Below are 24,456 nucleotides of genomic sequence, written 5' to 3' on the forward strand. Positions count from 1 at the left end.
CCTACCCAATTGCGCGCTACGCCGCGCATCCGCCACCATGGCTGGCCTGTGCCGCGCACGCGGCAGGGCTTACAACTGGACACAAGTCTTACGAAATCGGGACGGACGTTGCCCGGCCTAGCTGCTATCTTGGTCACATCGCAATTCAGAGAACTGCGATCCAAGGCAAGTCCCTCAACTTTTTGCTGAAAGATCCAACAAATGAAAAAGATTCTGTTCGCATTGATTGCCTCCGCCACCGCCCTGAGCGGTGTGACCGCCCACGCCGCCGATGCCGGCACGGCCTATGTCGGCGCCGGCCTGGTCGGCAGCCGCTACAACTTCGACGTGCCCGTGACGTCCGCCACGGACGACCACAGCGGCAACAAGGCCAGCGGCAAGATCTTCGCCGGCTACAACATCGACAAGACCTTCGCCGTGGAAGGCGGCTACACCGATTTCGGCAGCCAGAGCTACAACTACACGCTCAACGGCGCCAACGGCCGCCTGGAAAGCGACGCCCATTCGTTCTACGTGGCCGGCAAGGCCACCATGCCGGTCAATGAGCAATTCAACGTGTTCGGCAAGCTCGGCGTCTCGCGCAACCACAACAGCGTGGACGCGACGGGCGCGGCGGCGGCCTACGGCGGCAGCGGCAACAAGAACGCGCTGTACGCGTCGGTGGGCGGCGAATACGCGCTCAACAAGAACGTCTCGCTGTCGCTCGAATATGAGCACTACGGCAAGAACGACATCGACCAGGGCCGCAAGACCGGCGCCATCACGGGCGGTCTGCGCTACAACTTCTAAGTCCCACCTCGCGCCTCACGCAGATGTCACTTAGGAACGGGGGCGCCGTCGGGCCCCCGGGTAACAAAAAAAGGCACGGTGTTTGCGCACCGTGCCTTTTTCCGTTGAACGCGGACACTTACACCGTCAGCGGCTTGTAGCGGATGCGCTTGGGCTTGGCGCCTTCCTCGCCCAGGCGTTTCTTCTTGTCGGCTTCGTATTCCTGATAGTTGCCGTCGAAGAAGGTCACTTGCGAGTTGCCTTCGAACGCCAGGATGTGGGTGGCGATGCGGTCCAGGAACCAGCGGTCGTGGGAGATCACCATCACGCTGCCGGCGAATTCGAGCAGCGCGTCTTCCAGCGCGCGCAGGGTTTCCACGTCCAGGTCGTTGGACGGTTCGTCCAGCAGCAGCACGTTGCCGCCCATCAGCAGCGTCTTGGCCAGGTGCAGGCGGCCGCGTTCACCGCCCGACAGGTTGCCGACGATCTTCTGCTGGTCGCCGCCCTTGAAGTTGAAGCGGCCCAGGTAGGCGCGCGACGGCATTTCGAAGCGGCCCACGCTCAGCATGTCGGCGCCGCCGGTCACGTCCTCGAACACGGTCTTGCCGTCCGACAGCGCGTCGCGGTGCTGGTCGACGATGGAGACCTTGGCCGTCTTGCCGATCACCACTTCGCCGCTGTCGGGCGTTTCCTTGCCGGTGATCATCTTGAACAGGGTCGACTTGCCGGCGCCGTTGGGGCCGATGATGCCGACGATGGCGCCGGCCGGGATGGTGAACGACAGGTTGTCGATCAGCATGCGGTCGCCGAACGACTTCGACACGTTCTTGAACTCGATCACCTCATTGCCCAGGCGCTCGGCCACGGGGATGAAGATCTCCTGGGTCTCGTTGCGCTTCTGGTATTCGTGCTCGCTCAGCTCGTTGAAGCGGGCCAGGCGGGCCTTGGACTTGGCCTGGCGCGCCTTGGGATTCTGGCGCGACCATTCCAGTTCCTTCTGCAGCGCCTTCTGGCGCGCCGATTCCGTCGCCTCTTCCTGCTTCAGGCGCGCTTGCTTCTGGTCCAGCCACGAGCTGTAGTTGCCCTTCCATGGAATGCCGCTGCCGCGGTCCAGTTCCAGGATCCATTCGGCCGCGTTGTCGAGGAAGTAGCGATCGTGGGTGATGCCGACCACGGTGCCGGGGAAGCGCAGCAGGAATTGCTCGAGCCACTCGACCGATTCGGCGTCCAGGTGGTTGGTCGGCTCGTCGAGCAGCAGCATGTCGGGCTTGGACAGCAGCAAACGGCACAGCGCCACGCGGCGCTTCTCGCCGCCCGACAGCACGCCGATCTTGGCGTCCCATGGCGGCAGGCGCAGCGCGTCGGCCGCCATCTCCAGTTGCAGGTTCAGGTTGCCGCCGTCGGAGGCGGAGATGATGGCTTCGAGGCGCGCCTGCTCGGCGGCCAGCGCGTCGAAGTCGGCGTCCTCCTCGGCGTAGGCGGCGTACACGGCGTCGAGCTTGGCTTGCGCCTCGAACGCCTCGCCCAGGCCGCCCTCGACGGCCTGGCGCACGGTCTGTTCCGGATCGAGCTGCGGTTCCTGCGGCAGGTAGCCGATGTTCAGGCCCGGCATCGGGCGCGCTTCGCCCTGGATGTCGGTGTCGATGCCGGCCATGATCTTGAGCAAGCTCGACTTACCGGAGCCGTTCAGGCCCAGCACGCCGATCTTCGCGCCCGGGAAGAAGGACAGCGAGATGTCCTTCAGGATCTGGCGCTTGGGCGGGACGATTTTGCCCACGCGGTTCATGGTATAGACGTAATTTGCCATTGAAAATCTCGGTTAAAAAACTGTGAAACGGGTGGAAAAGCGGGGAAGGGTGACAGCATACACAAAAACCGGGGTCAGGTCTTGCGATCACGCATGATGCATGATCGCATGACCTGACCCCGGTTTTTTCAGGCTGGCTGCGGCGCGGACCGGCGCATCAGCCACAGTCCTTCGGCCACGTACATCAGCAGCGCGCCCCAGATCACGGCGAAGCCGGCCAGCCGGGCCGGCGTGAACGCTTCGTGGAAGAACCACACGCCGAGCAGCATCTGGATCGTCGGGCCGATGTATTGCAGCAGGCCCAGCACGGACAGCGGGATGCGGCGCGCGCCGGCCGCGAACAGCAGCAGCGGGATGGCCGTGATCGGGCCGGCCGCCACCAGCAGCCAGCGCGTGCCGTCGTGCGCCGTGTTGACGAAGGTGTTCTGGCCATGCCAGCTGAGCCAGCCCAGATAGGCCACGGCCAGCGGGAACAGCAGCATGGTTTCCAGCGACAGGCCTTCGAGCGCGGCCAGCGCGGCCGTCTTGCGCAGCAGGCCGTACACGCCGAAGGTGCCGGCCAGCAGCAGCGCGATCCACGGCAACTGGCCGCCCTGCCACGTGAGCCAGGCCACGCCGCAGGCGGCCAGGCCGATCGCCAGCCACTGGCCGCGGCGCAGCCTTTCCTTCAGCACGAGCAGGCCGAGCAGCACGTTGACCAGCGGATTGATGAAGTAGCCGAGGCTGGCGTCGATCACATGGCCGTTGTTGACGGCCCAGATATAAATGAACCAGTTGCTGCTAAGGAAAATGGCGCTGGCCGCGAAGCCGGCCAGCACCTTGGGCTGGTTCAGCAGCTTGGGCAGCCAGCCCCACTGGCGCCGCACGGCCAGCACGATGGCCAGGAACAGCAGCGACCACACCATGCGGTGGGCCAGGATTTCCATCGGCGTCACTTCGTCGATGGCGTGGAAATACAGGGGGAACAAGCCCCAGACGAGGAACGCCAGCGCGGCGTAGATGATTCCGGTGTTCATGGTGAGATGGGGGAGGGCGCGAGGCACGGTCTGCCATTATCCCCGAATTGGTGCAAGCCCGCTGAGCGCCGCCACTAACGCGGCTGTTTTCACTTTCCCACGGCCAGCGTACACTGCGGGATTCGCAGCGCTTGGAACGCCACAGCATGTCAAAATATTCTTGCTATTTGCTAATACATATCCTATTGTGCAATGCACCAAAACAACAACAGGTGCAATCTTGACCGCGCATCACAAGAAGAGCAATCTCGTCGCCCTGACCCTGGCCGCCGTCGGCATCGTCTACGGTGACATCGGCACCAGCCCGCTGTACACCCTCAAGACCATCTTCGATCCCGAGCATGGCCTGGCCCTGAATCCCGATAATCTGCTCGGCGTCATCTCCCTGATCTTCTGGGGCTTGAGCATGATCGTCACGCTCAAGTACGTGAGCCTCGTGCTGCGCGCCGACAACCGTGGCGAGGGCGGCATCATGGCGCTGATGGCGCTGGTGCTGAACGCCGTCAGCAAGCGCTCCAACTGGCACTTCCCGTTGATGGCGCTGGGCGTGTTCGGCGCCACCATGTTCTATGGCGACAGCGTGATCACGCCGGCCATTTCCGTGCTGGGCGCCATCGAGGGTCTGGAAGTGGCCGCGCCCGGCCTGGCCCAGTACGTGGTGCCGCTCACCATCGTGGTGCTGGTGTCGCTGTATGCCGTGCAACGGCATGGCACGGCGGGCATCGGCCGCTGGTTCGGCCCCATCATGTTCATCTGGTTCGCCAGCCTGGCCGTCATGGGTGTGATCAACATCGCGGCCGCGCCGCGGATCCTGGCCGCGCTCAATCCCTTGCACGCGTTCCAGTTCATGCTGGCCAACCGCTACATCGCGTTCATCGCGCTGGGCGCGGTGGTGCTGGCGTTCACCGGCGCCGAGGCCTTGTACGCCGACATGGGCCACTTCGGCAAGAAGCCGATCCGCGCCGCCTGGTTCCTGATCACCTTCCCCGCGCTGGCGTTGAACTACCTGGGCCAGGGCGCGCTGCTGATCACCAACCCGGCCGCCATCTCCAATCCCTTCTTCCAGCAGCTGGGCAGCTGGAGCGTGTACCCGCTGGTGGTGCTGTCGACCATGGCGGCGGTGATCGCGTCCCAGGCCACCATCTCGGGCACCTTCTCGATGACCAAGCAGGCGATCGCGCTCGGCCTGCTGCCGCGCATGCGCGTGCTGCACACCTCGGCCAGCGAGATCGGCCAGATCTACATCCCGGCCGTCAACTGGCTGCAGCTGATCGTGGTGCTGATCGCGGTGATCGGCTTCGGCTCGTCGGACAAGCTGGCCGGCGCCTACGGCATCGCCGTCACGGCCACCATGCTGGCCACCACGGTGCTGACCTTCTTCGTGATCCGCTACCGCTGGAACCTGCCGTTGTGGCTGTGCTTCGCCGCCACCGGCTTCTTCTTCACGATCGACATCACGCTGTTCTCGGCCAGCACGCTGAAGTTCTTCCACGGTGGCTGGTTCCCGATCCTGCTGGGCGCCATCCTGTTCACCGTGATGATGACGTGGAAGCGCGGCCGCGCGCTGGTGTTCCAGAACCTGCAGAAGCACGCCATCCCGCTGGAGGACTTCCTGTCCTCGCTGTTCGTGGCGCCGCCCTCGCGCGTGCCCGGCACCGCCATCTTCCTGCGCGGCGAAAGCGACGGCGTGCCGCACGCCATGCTGCACAACCTGTCGCACAACAAGGTGCTGCACGAGCGCGTGGTGTTCTTCACCATCCACATCATCGAGGAGCCGTATGTGCCGGAGGCGGAACAGATCAAGATCATCGACCTGGGCCACAACTGCTTCCAGTTGAACGTGCACTACGGTTTCAAGGACGAGCCGGACATCCCGCGCGTGCTGTCGCTGTGCGCCAACCACGGCCTGCCGTTCGAGATGATGGAGACCTCGTTCTTCATCGCCCGCCAGACCGTGATCTCGACCCCCGGCGCCGGCATGGCGCCGTGGCGCGAGCACCTGTTCGTGGCCATGTCGCGCAACGCCCGCGGCGCGGCCGACTACTACCAGATCCCCAGCAACCGGGTGATCGAACTGGGCACCCAGGTGGAAATCTGAGCCAACAATTATGTAACTGAATGTAGGGCCCGGAGCGGAAGGGGCGCAGTCTGCTAAACTTCTGCTCCGATCGGCGCGCGGCGGCGCGCATCTATTCGACCCCACAACACAAAGGTAACCATGAAATCGAAGTTCCAATTTATCGCTGCCGTTGCCGTCGCGCTGACGCTGGCGGCTTGCGGCGGCGGTTCCGGCACCACCACCGCCACCACGCCGACCGTGACGCAGCCCGCGTTCCAGAAGACCGACACCGTGACCGGCACCGGCACCGAGGCGGCCAACAACGACCTGCTGGTGGTCAACTACACGGGCTGGTTGTACGACGCCTCGAAGTCCGATTTCAAGGGCGCCAAGATCGACAGCTCGGTCGACCGCAACGCCGCGATCGCGTTCACGCTGGGCACCGGCCAGGTGCTGGCCGGCTGGGATCAGGGCATCCTGGGCATGAAGGTGGGTGGCAAGCGCACGCTGGTCATCCCGGCCGCGCTGGCCTATGGCGCCAACAGCAAGACGGCCGTCGCCTCTGTGGGCAGCATCACCTATGCTGCCATCCCCGCCAATTCGGCGCTGGTGTTCGAGGTCGAACTGGTGAGCGTGGCCAAGGCCAGCACGCCGGTCTACGTGGCGCCGCCGGCCACGCTGGAGAGCGTGGACACGACGGTGGGCACGGGCGCCACCGCCGTCGCCGGCAAGACCCTGACGGTCAAGTACACCGGCTACCTGTATGACGGCACCCGTGTCGATTTCAAAGGCAACGTGTTCGACAGTACCGACCTGCAAGGTAAGCTGTTTGATTTTGTACTGGGTGGCAACGTTATCGCGGGTTGGAATCAAGGCATCGTAGGGATGAATGTCGGCGGCAAGCGTACGCTGACCATTCCTCCCAGCCTGGGGTATGGCGCGAGCCCGTATGGTGCGATTCCCGCCAATTCCACGCTGATCTTCGACATCGAGCTGGTGGCGGTGAAATAACACCATGCCGCGCGCCGCGCGGTCATGCGAAATGGGCGGCCCGCGAGGCCGCCCTTGTTTTTTTGGTCGCCGTCCGGCTGCGCGTTCAGCGCACCATGTCGATGTGCAGGATGCCGTCCTCGTCGTACGGCGCGGTGACGGTCCTGAAGCCAAGGCTGGCGTAGAACTTCTCCAGCCGGGCCTGGGCGCCGATGCGGAAGCGGTGGCCCGGATGCAGCTGCTCGGCCAGCCGTATGCCGCGCTCCACCAGCTGGCGGCCGATGCCGTCGCCGCGCGCGGCCTGCGTCGTCAGCACGCGGCCCAGCGACATTTCCTCGTATTTGGCGCCGGGCGCCAGGCAGCGCAGATAGGCCGCCAGCTCGCGCTTGCCGTCGACCGTGCGCCAGCCCATCAGGTGGTGGGCGGCCAGGTCGTAGCCGTCGATGTCGGGATACAGGCATTGCTGCTCCAGCACGAACACCTGCTGGCGCTGGTACAACACCGCATACAGGTCGGCACCGGGGATATCGTTGAATGCAAGCCATTGCCAGTCGATCATGTGCGCCTCTTGGTTGGGGGAGACGACGATTGTAAGGCAAGGCGGCGATTCCGGCAGGGCAGGGGCCGCACGGCCGGCGTGGCCGTGCGGCGCGTTTGCCTTACACCAGCGTCAGCGTGACGTCGATGTTGCCGCGCGTGGCGTTCGAGTACGGGCAGACGATGTGGGCGGCCGCCACCAGTTGTTCCGCCTGCGCGCGCTCCAGGCCCGGCAGCGAGATTTTCAGTTCCACTTCGATGCCGAAGCCCGTCTCGATGGCGCCGATGCCGACCGTGCCTTCCACCGACACATCGGCCGGCACGGCGATCTTGTCGCGCCCGCCCACGAATTTCAGGGCGCCGATGAAGCAGGCCGAGTAGCCGGCGGCGAACAGTTGTTCCGGATTGGTGCCCACGGCGCCGGCGCCGCCCAGTTCCTTGGGCGTGGTCAGTTTGACGTCGAGCACGCCGTCCGACGAGACGGCGCGGCCTTCACGACCACCGGTGGCTTTGGCGTTGGCGCGGTACAGAACTTGTTTGATCGACATGATGGTTTCCTTTATCCGTTAATTGATATGCTTGCGATTAAATAGTGAACGATATAAATCCAAATGAAGCGCTGCGCATGTTCCGCTGCGGGTCGAACGACATGACCCGCCGGGGTTTGCTGCCGTGTTTCGATGATCTCGCATCGCCCGTAAACACACTATAGATTGTGCGCGATCAAATAGCAAGCGATTTTTATCGGTTGATCGAAACCCAGACGCAGCCGCCTTACAGCGCCGTCTCGAACCCTTCCAGCACATTGACCACGTTCACCCCCAGTTCCTTGACGGCGTGGCCGCCCTCGAAGATGAAGGCCGTGGGCAGGCCCAGCCAGGCCAGCCGCTCGCCCACGCGCAGGTAGTCGGCGCTGTGCAGCGCGAAGCGCGACTGCGGGTCGCCGGCGAAGGTGTCCACCCCCAGCGAGACGACCAGCGCGTCGGCGCCGAAGCTGCCGAGGCGGATGCAGGCCGTCTCCAGCGCGGCCAGCCAGGCCGTGGCCGTGGTGCCGGCCGGCAGCGGCAGGTTCAGGTTGTAGCCGAGCCCGGCCCCTTCGCCGCGCTCGTCCGCGTGGCCCAGGTAGTACGGGAAGGCGAAGCGCGGGTCGGCGTGCAGCGAGATGCACAGCACGTCGTCGCGCTGGTAGAAGATGCTCTGGGTGCCGTTGCCGTGGTGGTAGTCGAGGTCCAGGATGGCGACCTTGCGGGCGCCGTCGTCGAGCATGTGCTGGGCCGCCAGCGCGGCGTTGTTGAGGAAGCAGTGGCCGCCGTAGAAGTCGGCGCCCGCGTGGTGGCCGGGCGGGCGGCTCAGCACGAAGGCGCCACGCTCGCCCAGGCGCAGCGCGTGCGCGGCGTTCACGGCGCAGTCGGCGCCGGTCTTGGCCGCGCTCCAGGTGCCGGCCGTGAGCGGGGTGCCGCTGTCCATCGAATACAGGCCCAGCCTGGCGCTGAAGTTTTCCGGCTCCACATCCGAGCGCAGCGTGCGCACCGGCCAGATGGACGGAAAAGCATCCTTGCTGGCGTTGGCCGGATCGAGCGCCACCCATTCGCTCCACGCGTTGCGTAGGAAGTGCAGGTAGCGCGGCGTGTGGATGCGTTCCAGCGACATCAGCGGCACGCCGTGCGGCGTGACGATGCGGCCCAGGCCGCGCCGGCCCAGTTCGGCCAGCACGGCGTCGGCGCGGGCCGGCGTCTCCGAACATGGCACTTGCTCGCCACGGAGGAAGACGTGGCGGCCGTGGTGCTGGCTGTGCTGTTCGTTGTAGAAGGTCAGCAAGGCGTCAGTCGCAGTCCGGCGTCGAGTGGCACAGGTTGCTGGCGCGGTAGGCCGCCACGTAGTCGTCGAAATTGCCGGTCGAGCTGCGCTCCATCTCGGCCTGTTCGGCCAGCGAGGCGGCCGCCAGATGGTCGAAATACGCGGCCTCGGCCGCCGTCGGCGCGTGGCTACGGAAGTAGGCCGCGTGCTTCTGGCTTTGCGCCAGGCCGAACGCGCCGAACGAGCCGCCATGGTCGCGCAGCGCGGCCAGCACGCGGGCCGACGGGGTCAGGTCCGGGTCGGCCAGCCGGCGGGCCGCGTCGGCCAGCGCCGCCGCGTGGTCGGCGCCGCCGTGATGCTGGTCGAGCAGCGCGGCCACGGGCGCCAGCCGTTCCAGCATGTGCTGGCCCCATTGCTGCAGGCTGATTTCGCCGTCATCGTTGTTGAGCATGAGGCCGGGACGGCGGCCCTCCTTGACGGTGCGGGCGAAGTTGTCGGTGTAGCGCGCGCCATCCTGTTCCGAGATCGGGGCGCTTTCTTCGAGCGCGCAGAACAGCAGGAAGGTGTCGAGGAAGCGGCCCGTCGCCAGACTGATGCCGACCGGCTCGAACGGGTCCACGTCCATGCAGCGCACTTCGATGTATTGCACGCCGCGCGAGCACAGCGCCTGGATCGGCCGCTCGCCGGTGCGGATCACGCGCTTGGGACGGATGGTGGCGTAATACTCGTTCTCGATCTGCAGCACGTTGGTGCTCAGTTGCACCCACTCGCCGTTCTGCTTGGTGCCCAGCTTGGCATACGGTTCGTACGGCTGGTTGACGGCCTTGGTCAGCGCGGCCACGTAGCTGTCGAGACAGTTCTCGCGCGGGCGCAGGCCGGACTGGGCGTCGTTCTGGTACCCAAGGTCGCTCATGCGCAGGCTGGTGGCGTAGGGCAGGTACAGCGTGTCGTCCGACAGGCGTTCCAGCTTGTGCGGGCGGTCGCGCAGGAAGCTGCTCGACAGCGCCGGCGAGGCGCCGAACAGGTACATCAGCAGCCAGCTGTGGCGGCGGAAGTTGCGGATCGTGGCCAGGTAGGCTTCCGACTGGTAGGCCATGGCGGACTGGCGCGCCGGCTTGCCTTCATGTTCGGCCAGCACGCGCCACAAGTCCTCGCTCAGCGAGTAGTTGTAGTGGATGCCGGCGATGCATTGCATGGCCTTGCCGTAGCGCAGCGCCAGGCCGCGCCGGTACACGTGCTTGAGCATGCCCATGTTGGAGTTGCCATACCAGGCGATGGCGATGTCCTCCTCGGCCGGCAGCTGGCACGGCATCGATTCGCTCCACAGCAGTTCGTCGCCCAGCTTGCTGTAGGCGTAGCGGTGGATGCCGTCCAGCTTGGCTAGGGTGGTGGCGATGTCGGCCTCGGCCGGCGTGATGAATTCGAGCAGCGTCTCCGCGTAATCGGTGGTGATCTGCGGGTGCGTGAGGGCCGAGCCCAGCGCCGCCGGATGGGGCGTGCTGGCCAGGTGGCCGCTGGCGTCCACGCGCAGGGTTTCCCGTTCGATGCCGCGCAGGCCGGTCAGCACCGCGCGGTGCGTGTCCTGACCCAGCAGGGCCAGGCGGCGTGTCAAGAGATTGGACAATTTGATCTTCCTTTCTGTGCAGCACACAATGATGGGTGCGAGAGTAACCGAAAACGGCAAACCGCGCCGGGGACCGCCAAAAGCGGTTGGCGCACCCTTGATCGGGAGCGGTACGCCGCGCCGCCAGCACTGCAAAGATCGATGTTTTATTGTAATCGAAGCGCGAGCGCCGCTTCAGGGCGCGCGCCCGCCCGTCACGCGCGCGATGCCGGCCAGGTCGGCCCAGCTCTGCACGTCCGTATATCCTTGAGCACACAACAATTGCTGCACGGCCGCCGACTGGTCGTAGCCATGCTCCATCAGCAGCCAGCCTTGCGGCGCCAGGTGGCGCGCGGCGCCGGCCACGATGGTGCGCAGCGCCGACAGGCCGTCCGCATGGTCGGTCAGCGCGCCGGCCGGTTCGAAGCGCAGATCGCCTTCGCCCAGGTGGCGGTCGCCGCTGGCGATGTAGGGCGGGTTGGAGACGATCAGATCGTAGCGCTCGTGCGTCAGCGCGCCGTACCAGTCGCTTTGCATGAAGGTGACGCGGGCGCCGTTGGCGCTGGCGTTGCGGCGCGCCACGGCCAGCGCGTCGGCCGACACGTCGAGCGCCGTCACGGCCGCGTCGGGCCGGCTGTGGGCCAGCGCGACGGCGATGGCGCCGCTGCCGGTGCCCATGTCGAGCACGTTGCCTTGCGGCGGCAGGCGTTCCAGCGCCAGTTCCACCAGCAATTCCGTCTCCGGCCGGGGGATCAGCACGGCCGGGTTCACCTCGAACGGCAGGCCGAAGAATTCGCGCTGGCCGACGAGGTAGGCCACCGGCTCGCCGTCGAGCCGGCGCTGCACCAGCGCGGCCAGCCGTTGCGCCTCGTCCTGCGTCAGCGCCCGCTCCGACTGCGTGATCAGGCCCACGCGCGACAGGCCCAGCGCGTGGCACAGCAGGATGCGGCGGTCGACGGCGTCGAGCAGCGGCAGGCGCTGCAACTGGGCCAGCGTCGCGCCGGCCCGGATCTCGGCCTGGCTCGCGGCTTGATTGGCGGCCTGAGTCGCGGCCTGGCTTGCGGCCGTGCTCATGCGCGGCGACGGCGGATCAGCAGCCAGCCCAGCGCGATGGCGAACAGGCCGAACCACAGGAACGACCACTGCGGGATGGACAGGCCGAACCACGGCGCCAGCGCATCCTCGCACAAGCCGTCGGCGCGGAAGATGGACGGCAGATATTCGGCCAGGAAAATCTTGTTGAGCGCCGTCTCCATCGGGTCGATGCCGCACGACAGGCCGGGGTGGGCCAGCACCCACAAGTGCTTGCCGGCCACGCCCATGCCGCCCAGCGCGCTGGCCAGGCCGAGGCCCGTGCACAGCTTGGTTTTGTCGGACCATACGCCCAGCAGGCAGCTGAAGGCGACAGCGAGGAACAGGTAGCGCTGGATCACGCACAGCGGACAGGGCAGCATGTCCAGTCCGTGTTGCAGGTAGAGCGCGACCCCGATCAGGCTGAAGCAGGCGATGGCGATGGAGAGCAACAGGGTACGGGTCGATATCATGGGAAATCCGGTCAGAAGCGATGTGCGGGCAATTCTCGCACAAGTTGTCGTTTCAATCTTAGCGTGCGGTTAACCCCGGGGCGGCGCGGCGCAAGGGAGCGACGCCTGGGGCTCGAGGGACTGCCCCTTGGGTCTGTCCCTGGTTTGATGTTGTGGCCGCGTTCCGGCCAAAACCGGGCTGACCCAGGGGGCACGTTCCGGCCAAAACCGGGGTCAGACCCAAGGGTCAGACCCCTGCATGCGCCGCTGGCTTTATTCGCCGAGCGCGGCCAGCTGCTCGGCCTGGTGCTCGGCGGCCAGCGCGTTGGTCAGCTCGGTCAGGTCGCCGTCCATGATGAAGTCGAGCTTGTACAGCGTGAGGTTGATGCGGTGGTCGGTCATGCGGCCCTGCGGGTAGTTGTAGGTGCGGATGCGCTCGCTGCGGTCGCCCGAACCGATCAGGCTCTTGCGCGTGGCGGCCTCCTTCGATTGCTGCTCGCGCAGCTGCACGTCCTTGATGCGGGCCGCCAGCACCTTCATGGCCTGGGCCTTGTTCTTGTGCTGGCTGCGGTCGTCCTGGCACTCGACCACGATGCCGGTCGGCAGGTGGGTCAGGCGCACGGCCGAATCGGTCTTGTTGATGTGTTGGCCGCCGGCGCCGGACGCGCGGAAGGTGTCGATGCGCAGGTCGGCCGGGTTGATGTTGACGTCCTCGACCTCGTCGGCCTCCGGCATCACGGCCACCGTGCAGGCCGAGGTGTGGATGCGGCCCTGGGTCTCGGTGGCCGGCACGCGCTGCACGCGGTGGCCGCCCGACTCGAACTTGAGCTTGGAATAGACGCCGTTGCCGATCAGGCGCACGATCACCTCGCGGTAGCCGCCCAGGTCGGACGGCGACTCCGACACCATCTCCACCTGCCAGCGGTTGCGCTCGGCGAAGCGGGTGTACATGCGCAGCAGGTCGCCGGCGAACAGGGCCGATTCATCGCCGCCGGTGCCGGCGCGGATCTCCAGGAAGATGTTGCGCTCGTCGTTGGCGTCCTTGGGCAGCAGCATCTTCTGCAGCTCCAGTTCCAGTGCCGCCATGCGCCCCTTGGCCGCCTCGATCTCGTCCTGCGCGAAGTCCTTCATGTCGGGGTCGGCCAGCATCTCCTGGGCCGCCGCGATGTCGCCGTTGGCCTGCTGGTAGTCGTGGTACAGCGCCACCAGCGGACCGAGCTCCGCGTGCTCGCGCGTCATCTTGCGGTAGCTGTCCATGTTGGCCGTGGCGCCTTCGGCCATCAGCAGTTCGTCGAGTTCGGCCAGGCGGTTGGACAGTTGGTCCAGCTTGGCCAGCATTGATGGTTTCATAGCGTGTGGATCTCAAAAAAATCGGAGGGGAACCGGCGCGGGGGCCGGCTGGTCGCGGCCCGCTGGGCCGGACGGGGCGGCGGAGCCGCTAACGGCGGCCGCGGAACAGCTGGGGCAGCAACGTGGCGAGCTGGGCCCGCTCGTCGCCCTGGGCGCGGTGCAGCGCCTGCTGCGGCCCGTGCATGAATTTGGCCGTCAGGCCCTTGGACAGGGCCTCGAGCACGGCGTCGATATCCTCGCCCTTGGCCAGCATCTTGCGCGCGCGCTCCAGTTCCATCTGGCGCAGCGCCTCGCCGCTCTCGTGCAGGCTCTGGATCACGGGCACGACGGCGCGGTCGTCGATCCAGTGCATGAACGACTGGACCCGGGTTTCGATGATGGCCTCGGCCTGGGCCACGGCCGCCTGGCGGTTCTCGAGGCCGGTCTGCACCACCTTGCCCAGGTCGTCCACCGTGTACAGGAACACGTCGTTCAGGCGCGCCACTTCCGGTTCGATGTCGCGCGGCACGGCCAGGTCGACCATGAAGACGGGCTTGTGGCGGCGCGCCTTGATGGCCCGCTCCACCAGCCCCAGCCCGATCAGCGGCAGCGACGAGGCGGTGCAGGAGATGATGATGTCGTACTGGTGCAGCCTCTCGGGCAGTTCGGCCAGCCGGATCGCCTTGCCGCCGAAGCGGTGCGCCAGCACTTCGCCGCGTTCGAGCGTGCGGTTGGCGATGGTGATGCTTTTCGGATTCTGGGCCGCGAAGTGGGTGGCGCACAGTTCGATCATCTCGCCGGCGCCGATGAACAGCACGTGCTGCTCGGCCACCTTGTCGAAGATGCGCTGCGACAGGCGCACGGCGGCGGCCGCCATCGACACGCTGTGGGCGCCGATCTCGGTGGTGCTGCGCACTTCCTTGGCGACCGAGAAACTGCGCTGGAACAGCTGGTGCAGATAGGTGCCCAGGCCGCCGGCCTCGTCGGCCGTGCGGATCGCGTCCTTGATCTGGCCGAGGATCTGGGTTTCGCCGAGCACCATCGAGTCGAGCCCGGAGGCGACGCGGAAGGTGTGGCGCACGGCGTCGTGCTGGGGCAGCATGTACAGGTGCGGCCGCAGTTCGCTGTAGTTGAGCTGGTGGAAGTCGGCCAGGAAGTGGGCGCCCGCGTCGAGCGGATTGGGGGCCGGGCTGGCCGCGTACAGTTCGGTGCGGTTGCAGGTCGACAGGATGGCGGCCTCGTCCGTGCCGCTGGGCGCGATGCGGTCGAACCACGCGCGCGCCGCCACCACGGCCTGCCCCAACTGGTCGGGCGCGAACGCCAGCCGTTCGCGCAGGGCGACCGGCGCGGTGTTGTGGTTGAGGCCGACGGCAAGCAGTTGCATTTCGGAGCGGGATGATTGGTTGTTAGCCGACATTATAGCGTGTTGTGTCCGTATTCTGTCCGGGCCCGTCCCCGCCATCCGCACGAGCGTGATCTAGGCACTTTGGCCGAGACCGCTCAGGCGCCCAGCTTTTCCAGCCGGTAGCCGTAGCTGTAGACGGGCACCAGCCGGTAGCCGTTCTCCGGTTTCAGTTGCAGCTTGTTGCGCACGCGCGAGACGTGGGTGTCCATGGTGCGCGAGGGCACGGCCGTCTCCCGTATCCACACGGCCTCGTGGATGTAGGCGCGCGACAGCGGACGGCCGATGTTGCGGAAAAATAACAAGGCGAGGTAGAACTCCTTGTGCGTGACGTCGAGCACGATGCCATCCTTGAGCAGGCGGCCGGGCCGGGTCTCGAACGTGTATTGTCCGAACTGCAATTGCTCGGCGCCGTTCTGGGACGGGTAGGCGCGCCGCAGCAGTGCCTGCACCCGGGCCACCAGTTCGCTGCGCCGCAGCGGCTTGATCATGTAATCGTCGGCGCCGGCGGCCAGGCCGGCCACGATGTCGTCCTCGCCCGAGGTGGTGGTGAGGAACAGCACGGGGGCGTTGTCGGGCAGCTTCTCGCGCGCGCGGCGCATGACCTCGGTGCCGCTCAGGTCGGCCACCTGCCAGTCCATGATCAGCATGTCGTAACTGTCCTTGCGCAAGTGGTTGAGCAGCTCGCGGCTGGTCTGAAAACTATGGCAGGCGTGACCGGCGGAAGTGAGAACCTGGCAGATCAGATCGGCCTGGCTGCGGTCGTTGTCAAGTACGGCGATTCTCATGGTTGTGCAGGGCGTGGCTGGCCGGCGGCGTCATGCACCGCCCGTCCATGAATGTTAAGGAGAAGTCACATTGAATATAACAGAGATTTACAAAAATAGTTAGTAAAAAAGCTAAATATTTCCGATTGGATATAACTATTTTCAGTCCGCGCGTCTCCTGCACCATTACACGGTACACTTACATCACCCTGATTTCAATACGCAACATGTTCGGAAGCAAGTCCCGGGGAGGGCGTAATGGCGAGTAACAATGAGTCGGAATGGGTGCTGGTGCCCGGCTCGGCGCGCGACATCGCGGCCGTGCGCGAGCGTTGCCGGCGCCTCGTGCGGCGGCGCGCCGTGTGGTCGGCCGGCATGGCGGCCGTGCCGATCCCGGGCGTGGACGTGGTGACGGATCTGCGCCTGTTCGCGCTGTTGATCGAGGACGTCAACCAGGAGTTCGGCCTGAGCGCCGACCAGATCGCCCGGCTGCAGCCGCAATGGCGCATGCTGGCCTACGAGGCGGCCATGGGCGCCGGCGGCATGCTGGTGGGGAAAGTGGTCACGCGCGACCTGGTGACGGCGCTGCTGCGGCGCGGCGGCGGCAAGCTGCTGGCGCGCCAGGCGGGCAAGCTGGTGCCGATCGCCGGCCAGCTGGCGTCGGCCGCGATCGGCTTCGCCGTGTTCCGCCAGCTCGGCTACCAGCACGTGGAGGCGTGCGCCGAGGTGGCGCAGCAACTGCTGGCCGGCCGCATGGCGGCCGCCAACTGAGGACCGCCCGGGGGATTACGCGTCCGGCAGCACCACGTTCACGTCCAGCACCTCCAGGTTGCCCTGGCGGTCCAGCGAGATCTTGATGTCGTCGGCGTTGACCTTGGTGTACTTGGAGATCACCTCGATCAGTTCCCGGTGCAGGGCCGGCAGGAAGTCGGGCCCGCCGCGGCCGTTGCGCTCGCGCGCGATGATGATCTGCAACCGTTCCTTGGCCGCCGACGCGGTCTTGGGTTTGGACGGGAACAGGAAGGAAAGCAGAGCCATGTCACTTGCCCCCAAAAATGCGCTGCAGCAGGCCGGGCTTCTCGTAGGTGGTGAAACGCAGCGGCATTTGCTGGCCGAGGAAGCGCGACACCACGTCCTCATAGGCTTCCGCCACGTCCGTGCCCTTGAAATGGATGGCCGGGTTGCCCTGGTTGGACGCGTGCAGCACCGACTCCGACTCGGGAATGATGCCGATCAGCGGGATGCGCAGGATCTCCTGCACGTCCTCGTGCGACAGCATCTCGTCCGCCTCCACCCGTTTCGGTGAATAGCGCGTGATCAACAGGTGTTCCTTGACCGGCTCGCCGCCCGTCTGGGCGCGGCGCGACTTGGCCTGGATGATGCCCAGGATGCGGTCCGAATCGCGCACGGACGACACCTCGGGGTTGGTGACGATGATGGCCTCGTCGGCGAAGGTCAGCGCCATCAGCGCGCCGTGCTCGATGCCGGCCGGCGAATCGCAGATGATGTACTCGAAGCCCATGTTGATGAGCTCGTTCAGCACCTGCTCCACGCCGTCCTCCGACAACGCATCCTTGTCGCGCGTTTGCGACGCCGGCAGGATGAACAGGTTGTCGCAGTGCTTGTCCTTGATCAGGGCCTGGGTCAGCGACGCCTCCTGGTTGATCACGTTGATCAGGTCGTACACCACGCGTCGTTCGCAGCCCATGATCAGGTCCAGGTTGCGCAGACCGACGTCGAAGTCGATCACGGCCGTCTTGTGGCCGCGCTGGGCCAGCCCGGTCGAGAAGCTGGCGCTGGAAGTCGTCTTACCGACACCGCCCTTACCGGACGTTACAACAATAATTCTTGCCACGAATAATCCTTTTCAGAGAGCCCAGTGCTTAAGCGCGGGATGCGGAGTTGACAGATAGTATATCGATTCGGTCGCCTATCAGGCGAATTTGTGCCGGCGCGCGGGCATACTCGGCCGGGAAACCGTCCTCGAAGGTGCGGTACACGCCGGCGATCGACAGCAGTTCCGGCGCCATGGCCATGGCGAAGATGCGGGCGTCGGCGTTGCCGGAGGCGCCGGCCAGCGCGCGTCCGTTCAGGGTGTTGTAGACGTGGATGCTGCCGTCGGCGATCAGTTCGGCGCCGTTGTTGACCACGGCCGTGACGATCAGGTCGCAGCCGCGCGCGTAGATGCGCTGGCCGGCGCGCACCGGGGTGTCGATGATCAGGGTGCCGGGGCTGACCACGGCGGTGGCCGGGGCCGCGACAGGGGCGGGCGCGGCCTTGGGCGCGGGCGCGGCGGCCGGCGCTGCCGCCGCGGGCGGCTCCGGCTCCTTGCGCGGCTTGGCGGCCGTTTCCAGGCTCAGGCCATGGGCCACGATGGTGGCGGCCATCTCGGGCGGCGCGTTGCGCACGGCCACGGGATTGAGCCGGTATTTCTTCAGCAGCGCGATGATGCCGTCCCAGTCGATGGCTTCGCCGCCGGGTGGCAGCGCGCCGACGTCGATCACGGTCAGGTCGTCCTCGAAAAAGTCGGCCGAGCCGCCCGTCATATCGTTGAGCGCCGCGCCGAGGGCGATGCGGTCCGCGGTGGACAGGATGGCGGACACGGCGACCACGGTGGAAATCTTGATTTCGATCGGCTTCTGGAACAGGCTGTTGGACATGGGCGACAGGATAAAGGTTAGCCCGCGCGCATGCGCAAGCGCACACATTCTACTGTGGAAAGCCCGGAAATGGGAGGGTGCGCACGACACGAAGCGGCTACTGGCGCGGCTTGCGGGCCGGTTGGCGGCTGAACCGGCGGGGAATTGGGGACGTAACACAAATGAAGAACCGGGGTCAGGTCATTCCATACCGCAAGATTGCGGTATGGAATGACCTGACCCCGGTTTTTGTTTTAGTAGATGGCGTGTTCCTCACGCAACTGGCGGGCGGCGGCCACCATGTTGCGCAGCGCCGCCTCGGTTTCGTCCCAGCCGCGCGTCTTCAGGCCGCAGTCGGGGTTGACCCACAATTGGTCGGGGGCGATCACGGCGCTGGCCTTGCGCAGCAGGCGCACCATCTGCGCCTGGTCCGGCACCCGCGGCGAGTGGATGTCGTACACGCCGGGCCCGATCTCGTTGGGGTAGCGGAACCGGCCGAAGCCGGCCAGCAACTCCATGTCCGAGCGGCTGGTCTCGATCGTGATCACGTCCGCGTCCATGGCCGCGATCTGCGGCAGGATGTCGTTGAACTCGGCGTAGCACATGTGGGTGTGGATCTGGGTCGCGTCCGCCGCCACGGCCGCCGTCAGGCGGAACGCGCCGGTGGCCCAGGCCAGATACTCGTCCCAGCGCGCGCGCCGCAGCGGCAAGCCTTCGCGCAGCGCCGGTTCGTCGATCTGGATGATGGCGATGCCGGCCCGTTCCAGGTCCGCCACCTCGTCGCGGATGGCCAGCGCGATCTGGCGCGCGGTGGTGGCGCGCGGCTGGTCGTCGCGCACGAACGACCATTGCAGGATGGTCACCGGCCCGGTCAGCATGCCCTTCATCGGCCGCCGCGTCAGGCGCTGGGCGTGCGCGGTCCAGGCCACCGTCATCGGCTGCGGGCGGGCCACGTCGCCGTAGATCAGCGGCGGCTTGACGCAGCGCGAGCCATACGATTGCACCCAGCCATGTTGCGTGAAGGCAAAACCGTCCAGTTGTTCGCCGAAATACTCGACCATGTCGTTGCGCTCGGCCTCGCCGTGCACCAACACGTCCAGGCCCAGCTGTTCCTGACGGTGCACGGCGTCGGCGATGTGCGCCAGCATGGTGCGTTCGTAGGCGGCCGCGTCCAGCTCGCCGCGCTTGTGGGCGGCGCGCGCGGCCCGGATCGCGGCCGTCTGTGGGAACGAGCCGATGGTGGTGGTGGGGAAGGCGGGCAGGCCCAGCCGTTCGCGTTGGGCCGCCTGGCGCTGGGGGAAGGGCGCGGCGCGGCGCTCGGCGTTGTTGCCCTCCTGCGCCAGGGCGGCCAGGCGCGCGGCCACGGCGGCGTTGTGCACGCGCGGGCTGGCGCGGCGGCCGGCCACGGCGGCGCGCGCGGCTGCCAGCGCATCGGTCGTGTCGGCGCCGTCCAGCGTGGCGCGCAGCACGGCCAGTTCGGCCAGCTTTTCCGTCGCGAACGCCAGCCAGGAACGGATCTCCGGGTCCAGCGCCGTTTCGCGCTCCAGGCTGAACGGCACGTGCAACAGCGAGCACGAGGTGGACAGCCACAGCGGACCGGACCGTTTCTCGCGCAGCGGGCGCAGCACGGCCAGCGCCGCGTCGAGGTCGGTGCGCCACACGTTGCGGCCGTCGATGATGCCGACCGACAGCACCTTGTGGCCGGGCAGCCAGTCGGCCACGCTGGTCAGTTCATGGGCGGCGCGCACGCCATCCACGTGCAGGCCGGCCACGGGCAGGCGGCAGGCCAGGCCCAGGTTTTCTTCGAGTGGCGAGAAATAGGTGGCCAGCAGCAATGGCGCGCCCGCCTGGCTCAGCTGCCAGTAGGCCGGCTCGAACGCGTTGCGCCAGTCGGGCGGCAGGTCGAGGCCGAGGATCGGTTCGTCAATCTGCACCCAGGCCGCGCCGGCCCGCTTCAGTTGCGCCAGCAGCGCGCCGTACACGGGCAGCAGGTGTTCCAGCAAGGCGAGGCGGGAGAAGGCGAGCTCGCCTTTCTCCTTGCCCAGCCATAGGAAGGTGAGCGGGCCCAGCAGCACTGCCTTGACCGGGTGGCCGAGCGCCTGCGCTTCCGCCACTTCCGCCACCAGCCGTTCCGCGTGCAGCGAAAACGCGGTGTCGGCGGCGAATTCGGGCACCAGATAGTGGTAGTTGGTGTCGAACCATTTGGTCATCTCCAGCGCCGCGCCTTGCTGGCAGGCGCAGTGGGCCGCGTCGTGATGCGCATCGTGCGCGGTGTCGCCGCGCGCCATGGCGAAGTAGCGCTGCAGCGCGTCCTGGTCGGGCGTGAAGCCGAAGCGGGCCGGCTCGCAGCCGAGCAACTGGATGTGGTTGGCCACGTGGTCGTACCAGGCGAAGTCGCCCACGGTCACGTGGTCGAGGCCGGCTTCGCGCTGCAGCGACCAGTGGCGCGCGCGCAGCTCGCGCCCGGTCTGCTCCAGCGCGGCGGCCGGCAGCTCGCCGCGCCAGTGGCGTTCGAGCGCCGTCTTGAGCTCGCGCGCCGCGCCGATGCGGGGGAAGCCGGGGATGTGGATTTGTAAGTTCGTCATGTTTTGTCATCCAGATTTCATATTGGTGCGCTAAAGTGTGCGGCATTCCGGTCTATAATCAAAACGAAAGATTTTGCGGCTTCACATGAAAACGATTCATATATAGACCATGCTCGAAATTCGCCACCTCCGAACCTTGAGCGCCCTGCGCTCCGCGGGCAGCCTGGTGCGTGCCGCCCAGTTGCTGAACCTGACCCAATCGGCCCTGTCGCACCAGATCAAGCTGCTGGAGGAGCGCTACGGCGGCCCGCTGTTCGAGCGCAAGTCGGTGCCGATCGGCTTCACGGCCACGGGCGCGCGGCTGCTCAAGCTGGCCGATCTGCTGCTGCCGGAAATCGAGCAGGCCGAGCGCGACGTGGCCCGTTTGTCGCAGGGCGACCAGGGCCAGCTGCGCGTGGCGCTCGAGTGCCACACCTGCTTCGACTGGCTGATGCCGGTGATGGATGAATTCCGCCAGCGCTGGCCCGATGTGGAGATCGACCTGGTGTCGGGCTTCCACAGCGAGCCGGCCGACCTCTTGCGCAGCGGCGCGGCCGACCTCGTGATCGGCTCCGACTACAGCAATGAATTCGCCACCTTCCCCCTGTTCCGTTTCGAGATCCTGGTGGTGATGGCGCAGAAGCACAGGCTGCAGGGCGCGCGCCGCCTGGCCGCCGCCGACTTCGAGGGCGAGACCCTGATCACCTATCCGGTGCCCGAGGAACGCATCGACCTGATCCGGGAAGTGCTGCGCCCGGCCGGCATCCATTTCGAACGCCGCACAGCCGAGCTGACGGTGGCCATCCTGCAGCTGGTGGCCAGCCGCCGCGGCGTGGCGGCCCTGCCCAACTGGGCCATCAAGAATTACGTCGATTACGACTATGTGATCGCCAAGCCGGTGGGCGAGCTGGGTCTGTGGAGCGACTTGTTCGTGTCCGTGGCCGAGCCGTTGCGGCAAAAGGCCTATGTGCTGGACTTCGTCAATGTGATACGGGAGCAGTGCGCCGCCAGTCTCGATGGTATCAAATTATTATCGTGACAAATTGGCATCCATTCTTCAGAATGATTACGTAGCTTTGATACAGATCAACGCTCGCACCGGCTTGCCGCCTACGATGTAGGGCTTAGGTCAACAGTGAGAACGAAAGGTCGTCATGTTCGATATCGCACAACAATGCGCCCAGGCCGGCGCCGCCCTCGTGGAAGCGCAGCTGGCGGCCCTGCGGGCCTGGACCGAAGCCATGCTGGACGGCGGCATCCGCTGTGCCGAGCGCCATGCCGACGCCTACCGCACCACGCTGGCCACTGGCACGGTTGCTGCTAGACAGATTATGTGGACGCCGGTTGATTCCAAGCGCTAGAAGCGGGCGCCGCCGCGAGCCCGGCCGGCGTATGATCGAACCGCCGGCTTGTCGATCTGACATGCACGACACGCGGTGTCGACGGCAGCGACAACAGCTTGGTAACTGAGCAACCAGTTGCTTGATGGAGTCTTGATGTTTGTGGCATAACTAAGCCGGTCATCCCCCGGCACATTGGAGAAACACATGGAAGATGTAGTTATCGTGGCCGCAGGCCGCACCGCAGTCGGCAAGTTCGGTGGCAGTCTGGCGAAGGTTCCCGCCTCGGAGTTGGGCGCGCACGTGATCAAGGGCTTGCTGGCCAAGACCGGCATTGCGCCGGAACTGATCAGTGAAGCCATCCTGGGACAAGTGCTGACGGCCGCCGTGGGCCAGAACCCGGCCCGCCAGGCCGTGATCAAGGCCGGCCTGCCCAACAGCGTGCCGGCCTACACCATCAACAAGGTGTGCGGCAGCGGCCTGAAGGCCACCCACCTGGCGGCCCAGGCCATCAAGTGCGGCGACGCCAGCATCATCATCGCCGGCGGCCAGGAGAACATGAGCGCCGCGCCGCACGCCATGAACGGCTCGCGCGACGGTTTCCGCATGGGCGACTTCAAGATGGTCGACACCATGATCGTGGACGGCCTGTGGGACGTCTACAACCAGTACCACATGGGCGTGACGGCCGAGAACGTGGCCAAGAAATACGAGATTTCGCGCGCCGAGCAGGACGAGTTCGCGCTGCAGTCGCAACTGAAGGCGGAGGCCGCGCAGAAGGCCGGCAAGTTCAAGGATGAGATCCTGCCGCTGGAGATCGCCCAGAAGAAGGGCACCATCGTGTTCGACAGCGATGAATACGTCAAACCCGGCACCACGATCGAGTCGCTGCAGGGCCTGCGCCCGGCGTTCGCCAAGGATGGCACGGTCACGGCCGGCAACGCCTCGGGCATCAACGACGGCGCCGCCGCCGTGATCATGATGCCGGCCTCGCAAGCCAAGTCGCTGGGCCTGACCCCGCTGGCGCGCGTGAAGGCCTACGCCTCGTCCGGCATCGACCCGTCCGTGATGGGCATGGGCCCCGTGTCGGCCGCCCGCCTGTGCCTGAAGAAGGCCGGCTGGACGCCGCAGGACCTGGACCTGATGGAGATCAACGAAGCCTTCGCGGCCCAGGCCATCGCCGTCAACAAGGAGATGGGCTGGGACACCAGCAAGATCAACGTCAACGGTGGCGCGATCGCCATCGGCCACCCGATCGGCGCGTCCGGCGCCCGCATCCTGGTCACGCTGCTGCACGAGATGGTGCGGCGCGACGCCAAGAAGGGCCTGGCCTCGCTGTGCATCGGCGGCGGCATGGGCGTGGCGCTGGCGGTCGAGCGCGCGTAAGGACGCAGCAGCGGTACGCGGCCCGCGCAACCGGCGGGGAACGATTTTATTGTAGTTGTTGAAAAAACGAGGGGACGAAAAATGGCAAGAGTTGCATTAGTAACGGGCGGTATGGGCGGTCTGGGCGAAGCGGTTTGTTTCAAGCTGGCGGCACTGGGCTACACCGTCGTGACAACGTATTCCCCTGGCAATACCAAAGTCAATGACTGGCTGGCCACCACCCGTGACCAGGGCTTCAACTTCAAGGCGTATCCATGCGACGTGGCCGATTACGATTCGGCGGCGGCGTGCGTGGCGGCCATCACCAAGGACATCGGTCCGGTCGATGTGCTGGTCAACAACGCGGGCATCACGCGCGACATGACGTTCAAGAAGATGGACAAGACCAACTGGGACGCCGTCATGGCCACCAACCTGGACTCCGTGTTCAACATGACCAAGCCGGTGTGCGACGGCATGGTGGAGCGCGGCTGGGGCCGTATCATCAACATCTCCTCCGTCAACGGCCAGAAGGGCGCGTTCGGCCAGACCAACTATGCGGCCGCCAAGGCCGGCATGCACGGCTTCACCAAGTCGCTGGCGCTGGAAGTGGCCCGCAAGGGCGTGACGGTCAACACCATCTCGCCCGGCTACATCGGCACCAAGATGGTGATGGAGATCCCGCAGGACGTGCTGGACACCAAGATCATCCCGCAGATTCCGATGGCCCGCCTGGGCAAGCCGGAAGAAGTGGCTGGCCTGGTGGCCTACCTGTCGTCGGACGAGGCGGCTTTCGTCACCGGCGCCAACATCGCCATCAACGGCGGCCAGCACATGTCCTGATCGCAGTCGTTCATGACGCCGGAAGCGCCGCCCCCGGGCGGCGCTTTTTTTATGGGCGGCGGGCTCAAGTACAATGCGGTATCAACCGTCCCGCCCATGCAAAGGAG

The 24,456-nt window shown here is 66.1% G+C and carries 23 protein-coding genes; 8 read left to right on the forward strand and 15 right to left on the reverse strand.

Annotated features, from left to right (window positions below; genetic code table 11):
• The first annotated feature begins 201 nt into the window (after positions 1 to 201).
• Positions 202 to 789, forward strand: coding sequence for an outer membrane beta-barrel protein (locus tag AC1RQG_RS00685; protein ID WP_493127293.1), 588 nt, complete (start codon positions 202 to 204; stop codon positions 787 to 789).
• A gap of 118 nt (positions 790 to 907) precedes the next feature.
• Here AC1RQG_RS00685 and ettA read toward each other — a convergent pair whose 3' ends face one another.
• Together ettA and rarD are read right to left on the reverse strand one after the other, a co-directional pair.
• The gene (gene ettA / locus AC1RQG_RS00690) at positions 908 to 2,575 is read right to left on the reverse strand and encodes an energy-dependent translational throttle protein EttA (RefSeq protein WP_493127297.1); all 1,668 of its coding nucleotides are present in this window, start codon (positions 2,573 to 2,575) and stop codon (positions 908 to 910) included.
• Between the two features lie 128 nt (positions 2,576 to 2,703).
• On the reverse strand, positions 2,704 to 3,591 hold the full coding sequence (gene rarD / locus AC1RQG_RS00695; protein WP_493127299.1) for an EamA family transporter RarD: 888 nt from the start codon (positions 3,589 to 3,591) through the stop codon (positions 2,704 to 2,706).
• A gap of 220 nt (positions 3,592 to 3,811) precedes the next feature.
• Between rarD and AC1RQG_RS00700 the strand changes: the two genes are divergently transcribed.
• Together AC1RQG_RS00700 and AC1RQG_RS00705 are read left to right on the forward strand one after the other, a co-directional pair.
• Entirely contained in the window at positions 3,812 to 5,689 is a 1,878-nt protein-coding gene (locus AC1RQG_RS00700) for a potassium transporter Kup (RefSeq protein ID WP_493127303.1), read from the forward strand.
• Positions 5,690 to 5,809: 120 nt separating this feature from the next.
• Positions 5,810 to 6,661, forward strand: coding sequence for an FKBP-type peptidyl-prolyl cis-trans isomerase (locus AC1RQG_RS00705; protein ID WP_493127305.1), 852 nt, complete (start codon positions 5,810 to 5,812; stop codon positions 6,659 to 6,661).
• Between the two features lie 85 nt (positions 6,662 to 6,746).
• Here AC1RQG_RS00705 and AC1RQG_RS00710 read toward each other — a convergent pair whose 3' ends face one another.
• The 9 genes from AC1RQG_RS00710 to AC1RQG_RS00750 form a co-directional block, all read right to left on the reverse strand.
• Entirely contained in the window at positions 6,747 to 7,199 is a 453-nt protein-coding gene (locus tag AC1RQG_RS00710; protein ID WP_493127307.1) for a GNAT family N-acetyltransferase, read from the reverse strand.
• A gap of 100 nt (positions 7,200 to 7,299) precedes the next feature.
• Positions 7,300 to 7,725: an organic hydroperoxide resistance protein gene (locus AC1RQG_RS00715; RefSeq protein ID WP_182151573.1), complete on the reverse strand. Its 426-nt coding sequence runs from the start codon at positions 7,723 to 7,725 to the stop codon at positions 7,300 to 7,302.
• Positions 7,726 to 7,951: 226 nt separating this feature from the next.
• Positions 7,952 to 8,995 (reverse strand): histone deacetylase family protein, encoded by a 1,044-nt coding sequence (locus AC1RQG_RS00720; RefSeq protein WP_493127309.1) that lies wholly within the window; start codon positions 8,993 to 8,995, stop codon positions 7,952 to 7,954.
• A 4-nt stretch (positions 8,996 to 8,999) separates the two neighbouring features.
• The gene (gene gshA / locus AC1RQG_RS00725) at positions 9,000 to 10,598 is read right to left on the reverse strand and encodes a glutamate--cysteine ligase (protein ID WP_493127311.1); all 1,599 of its coding nucleotides are present in this window, start codon (positions 10,596 to 10,598) and stop codon (positions 9,000 to 9,002) included.
• Between the two features lie 174 nt (positions 10,599 to 10,772).
• Positions 10,773 to 11,651, reverse strand: coding sequence for a peptide chain release factor N(5)-glutamine methyltransferase (gene prmC, locus AC1RQG_RS00730; protein ID WP_493127313.1), 879 nt, complete (start codon positions 11,649 to 11,651; stop codon positions 10,773 to 10,775).
• A complete protein-coding gene (locus AC1RQG_RS00735; protein WP_493127316.1) occupies positions 11,648 to 12,121 on the reverse strand; it encodes a disulfide bond formation protein B in 474 nt (157 codons plus the stop codon). Before AC1RQG_RS00735 ends, prmC begins: the two co-directional genes overlap by 4 nt.
• A 252-nt stretch (positions 12,122 to 12,373) precedes the next feature.
• Positions 12,374 to 13,450 (reverse strand): peptide chain release factor 1, encoded by a 1,077-nt coding sequence (gene prfA, locus AC1RQG_RS00740; RefSeq protein WP_493127318.1) that lies wholly within the window; start codon positions 13,448 to 13,450, stop codon positions 12,374 to 12,376.
• Between the two features lie 88 nt (positions 13,451 to 13,538).
• Positions 13,539 to 14,813 carry a glutamyl-tRNA reductase gene (gene hemA, locus AC1RQG_RS00745; RefSeq protein ID WP_493127320.1) on the reverse strand — a complete coding sequence of 425 codons (1,275 nt, stop codon included), beginning with the start codon at positions 14,811 to 14,813 and terminating at the stop codon, positions 13,539 to 13,541.
• A gap of 116 nt (positions 14,814 to 14,929) precedes the next feature.
• Positions 14,930 to 15,619 carry a response regulator transcription factor gene (locus AC1RQG_RS00750; RefSeq protein ID WP_493127322.1) on the reverse strand — a complete coding sequence of 230 codons (690 nt, stop codon included), beginning with the start codon at positions 15,617 to 15,619 and terminating at the stop codon, positions 14,930 to 14,932.
• Positions 15,620 to 15,856: 237 nt separating this feature from the next.
• Between AC1RQG_RS00750 and AC1RQG_RS00755 the strand changes: the two genes are divergently transcribed.
• Positions 15,857 to 16,369 (forward strand): hypothetical protein, encoded by a 513-nt coding sequence (locus AC1RQG_RS00755; protein ID WP_493127324.1) that lies wholly within the window; start codon positions 15,857 to 15,859, stop codon positions 16,367 to 16,369.
• A 15-nt stretch (positions 16,370 to 16,384) separates the two neighbouring features.
• Here the strand turns inward: AC1RQG_RS00755 and minE are convergent, their stop codons facing one another.
• The 4 genes from minE to metE all read right to left on the reverse strand — a co-directional run bounded on the left by minE (position 16,385) and on the right by metE (position 20,822).
• Complete coding sequence (gene minE, locus AC1RQG_RS00760; RefSeq protein ID WP_173594320.1) at positions 16,385 to 16,636, reverse strand: cell division topological specificity factor MinE; 252 nt, start codon at positions 16,634 to 16,636, stop codon at positions 16,385 to 16,387.
• A 1-nt stretch (position 16,637) separates the two neighbouring features.
• A complete protein-coding gene (gene minD, locus AC1RQG_RS00765) occupies positions 16,638 to 17,453 on the reverse strand; it encodes a septum site-determining protein MinD (RefSeq protein ID WP_493127326.1) in 816 nt (271 codons plus the stop codon).
• Between the two features lie 28 nt (positions 17,454 to 17,481).
• Positions 17,482 to 18,258, reverse strand: coding sequence for a septum site-determining protein MinC (minC, locus tag AC1RQG_RS00770; protein WP_493127327.1), 777 nt, complete (start codon positions 18,256 to 18,258; stop codon positions 17,482 to 17,484).
• A gap of 233 nt (positions 18,259 to 18,491) precedes the next feature.
• Positions 18,492 to 20,822 carry a 5-methyltetrahydropteroyltriglutamate--homocysteine S-methyltransferase gene (gene metE / locus AC1RQG_RS00775; RefSeq protein ID WP_493127328.1) on the reverse strand — a complete coding sequence of 777 codons (2,331 nt, stop codon included), beginning with the start codon at positions 20,820 to 20,822 and terminating at the stop codon, positions 18,492 to 18,494.
• Between the two features lie 109 nt (positions 20,823 to 20,931).
• Here metE and AC1RQG_RS00780 point away from each other — a divergent pair, with 109 nt between their 5' ends.
• From AC1RQG_RS00780 to phbB, 4 genes are all read left to right on the forward strand, one after another.
• A complete protein-coding gene (locus tag AC1RQG_RS00780) occupies positions 20,932 to 21,840 on the forward strand; it encodes a LysR family transcriptional regulator (RefSeq protein WP_493127330.1) in 909 nt (302 codons plus the stop codon).
• 115 nt (positions 21,841 to 21,955) lie between these two features.
• Entirely contained in the window at positions 21,956 to 22,162 is a 207-nt protein-coding gene (locus AC1RQG_RS00785; RefSeq protein ID WP_493127332.1) for a hypothetical protein, read from the forward strand.
• Between the two features lie 186 nt (positions 22,163 to 22,348).
• On the forward strand, positions 22,349 to 23,527 hold the full coding sequence (locus tag AC1RQG_RS00790) for an acetyl-CoA C-acetyltransferase (protein ID WP_493127333.1): 1,179 nt from the start codon (positions 22,349 to 22,351) through the stop codon (positions 23,525 to 23,527).
• A gap of 81 nt (positions 23,528 to 23,608) precedes the next feature.
• Entirely contained in the window at positions 23,609 to 24,349 is a 741-nt protein-coding gene (gene phbB / locus AC1RQG_RS00795) for an acetoacetyl-CoA reductase (protein WP_182215209.1), read from the forward strand.
• Positions 24,350 to 24,456: the final 107 nt, after the last annotated feature.

It is taken from the genome of Rugamonas sp. GW822-FHT03B10 (assembly GCF_058801745.1).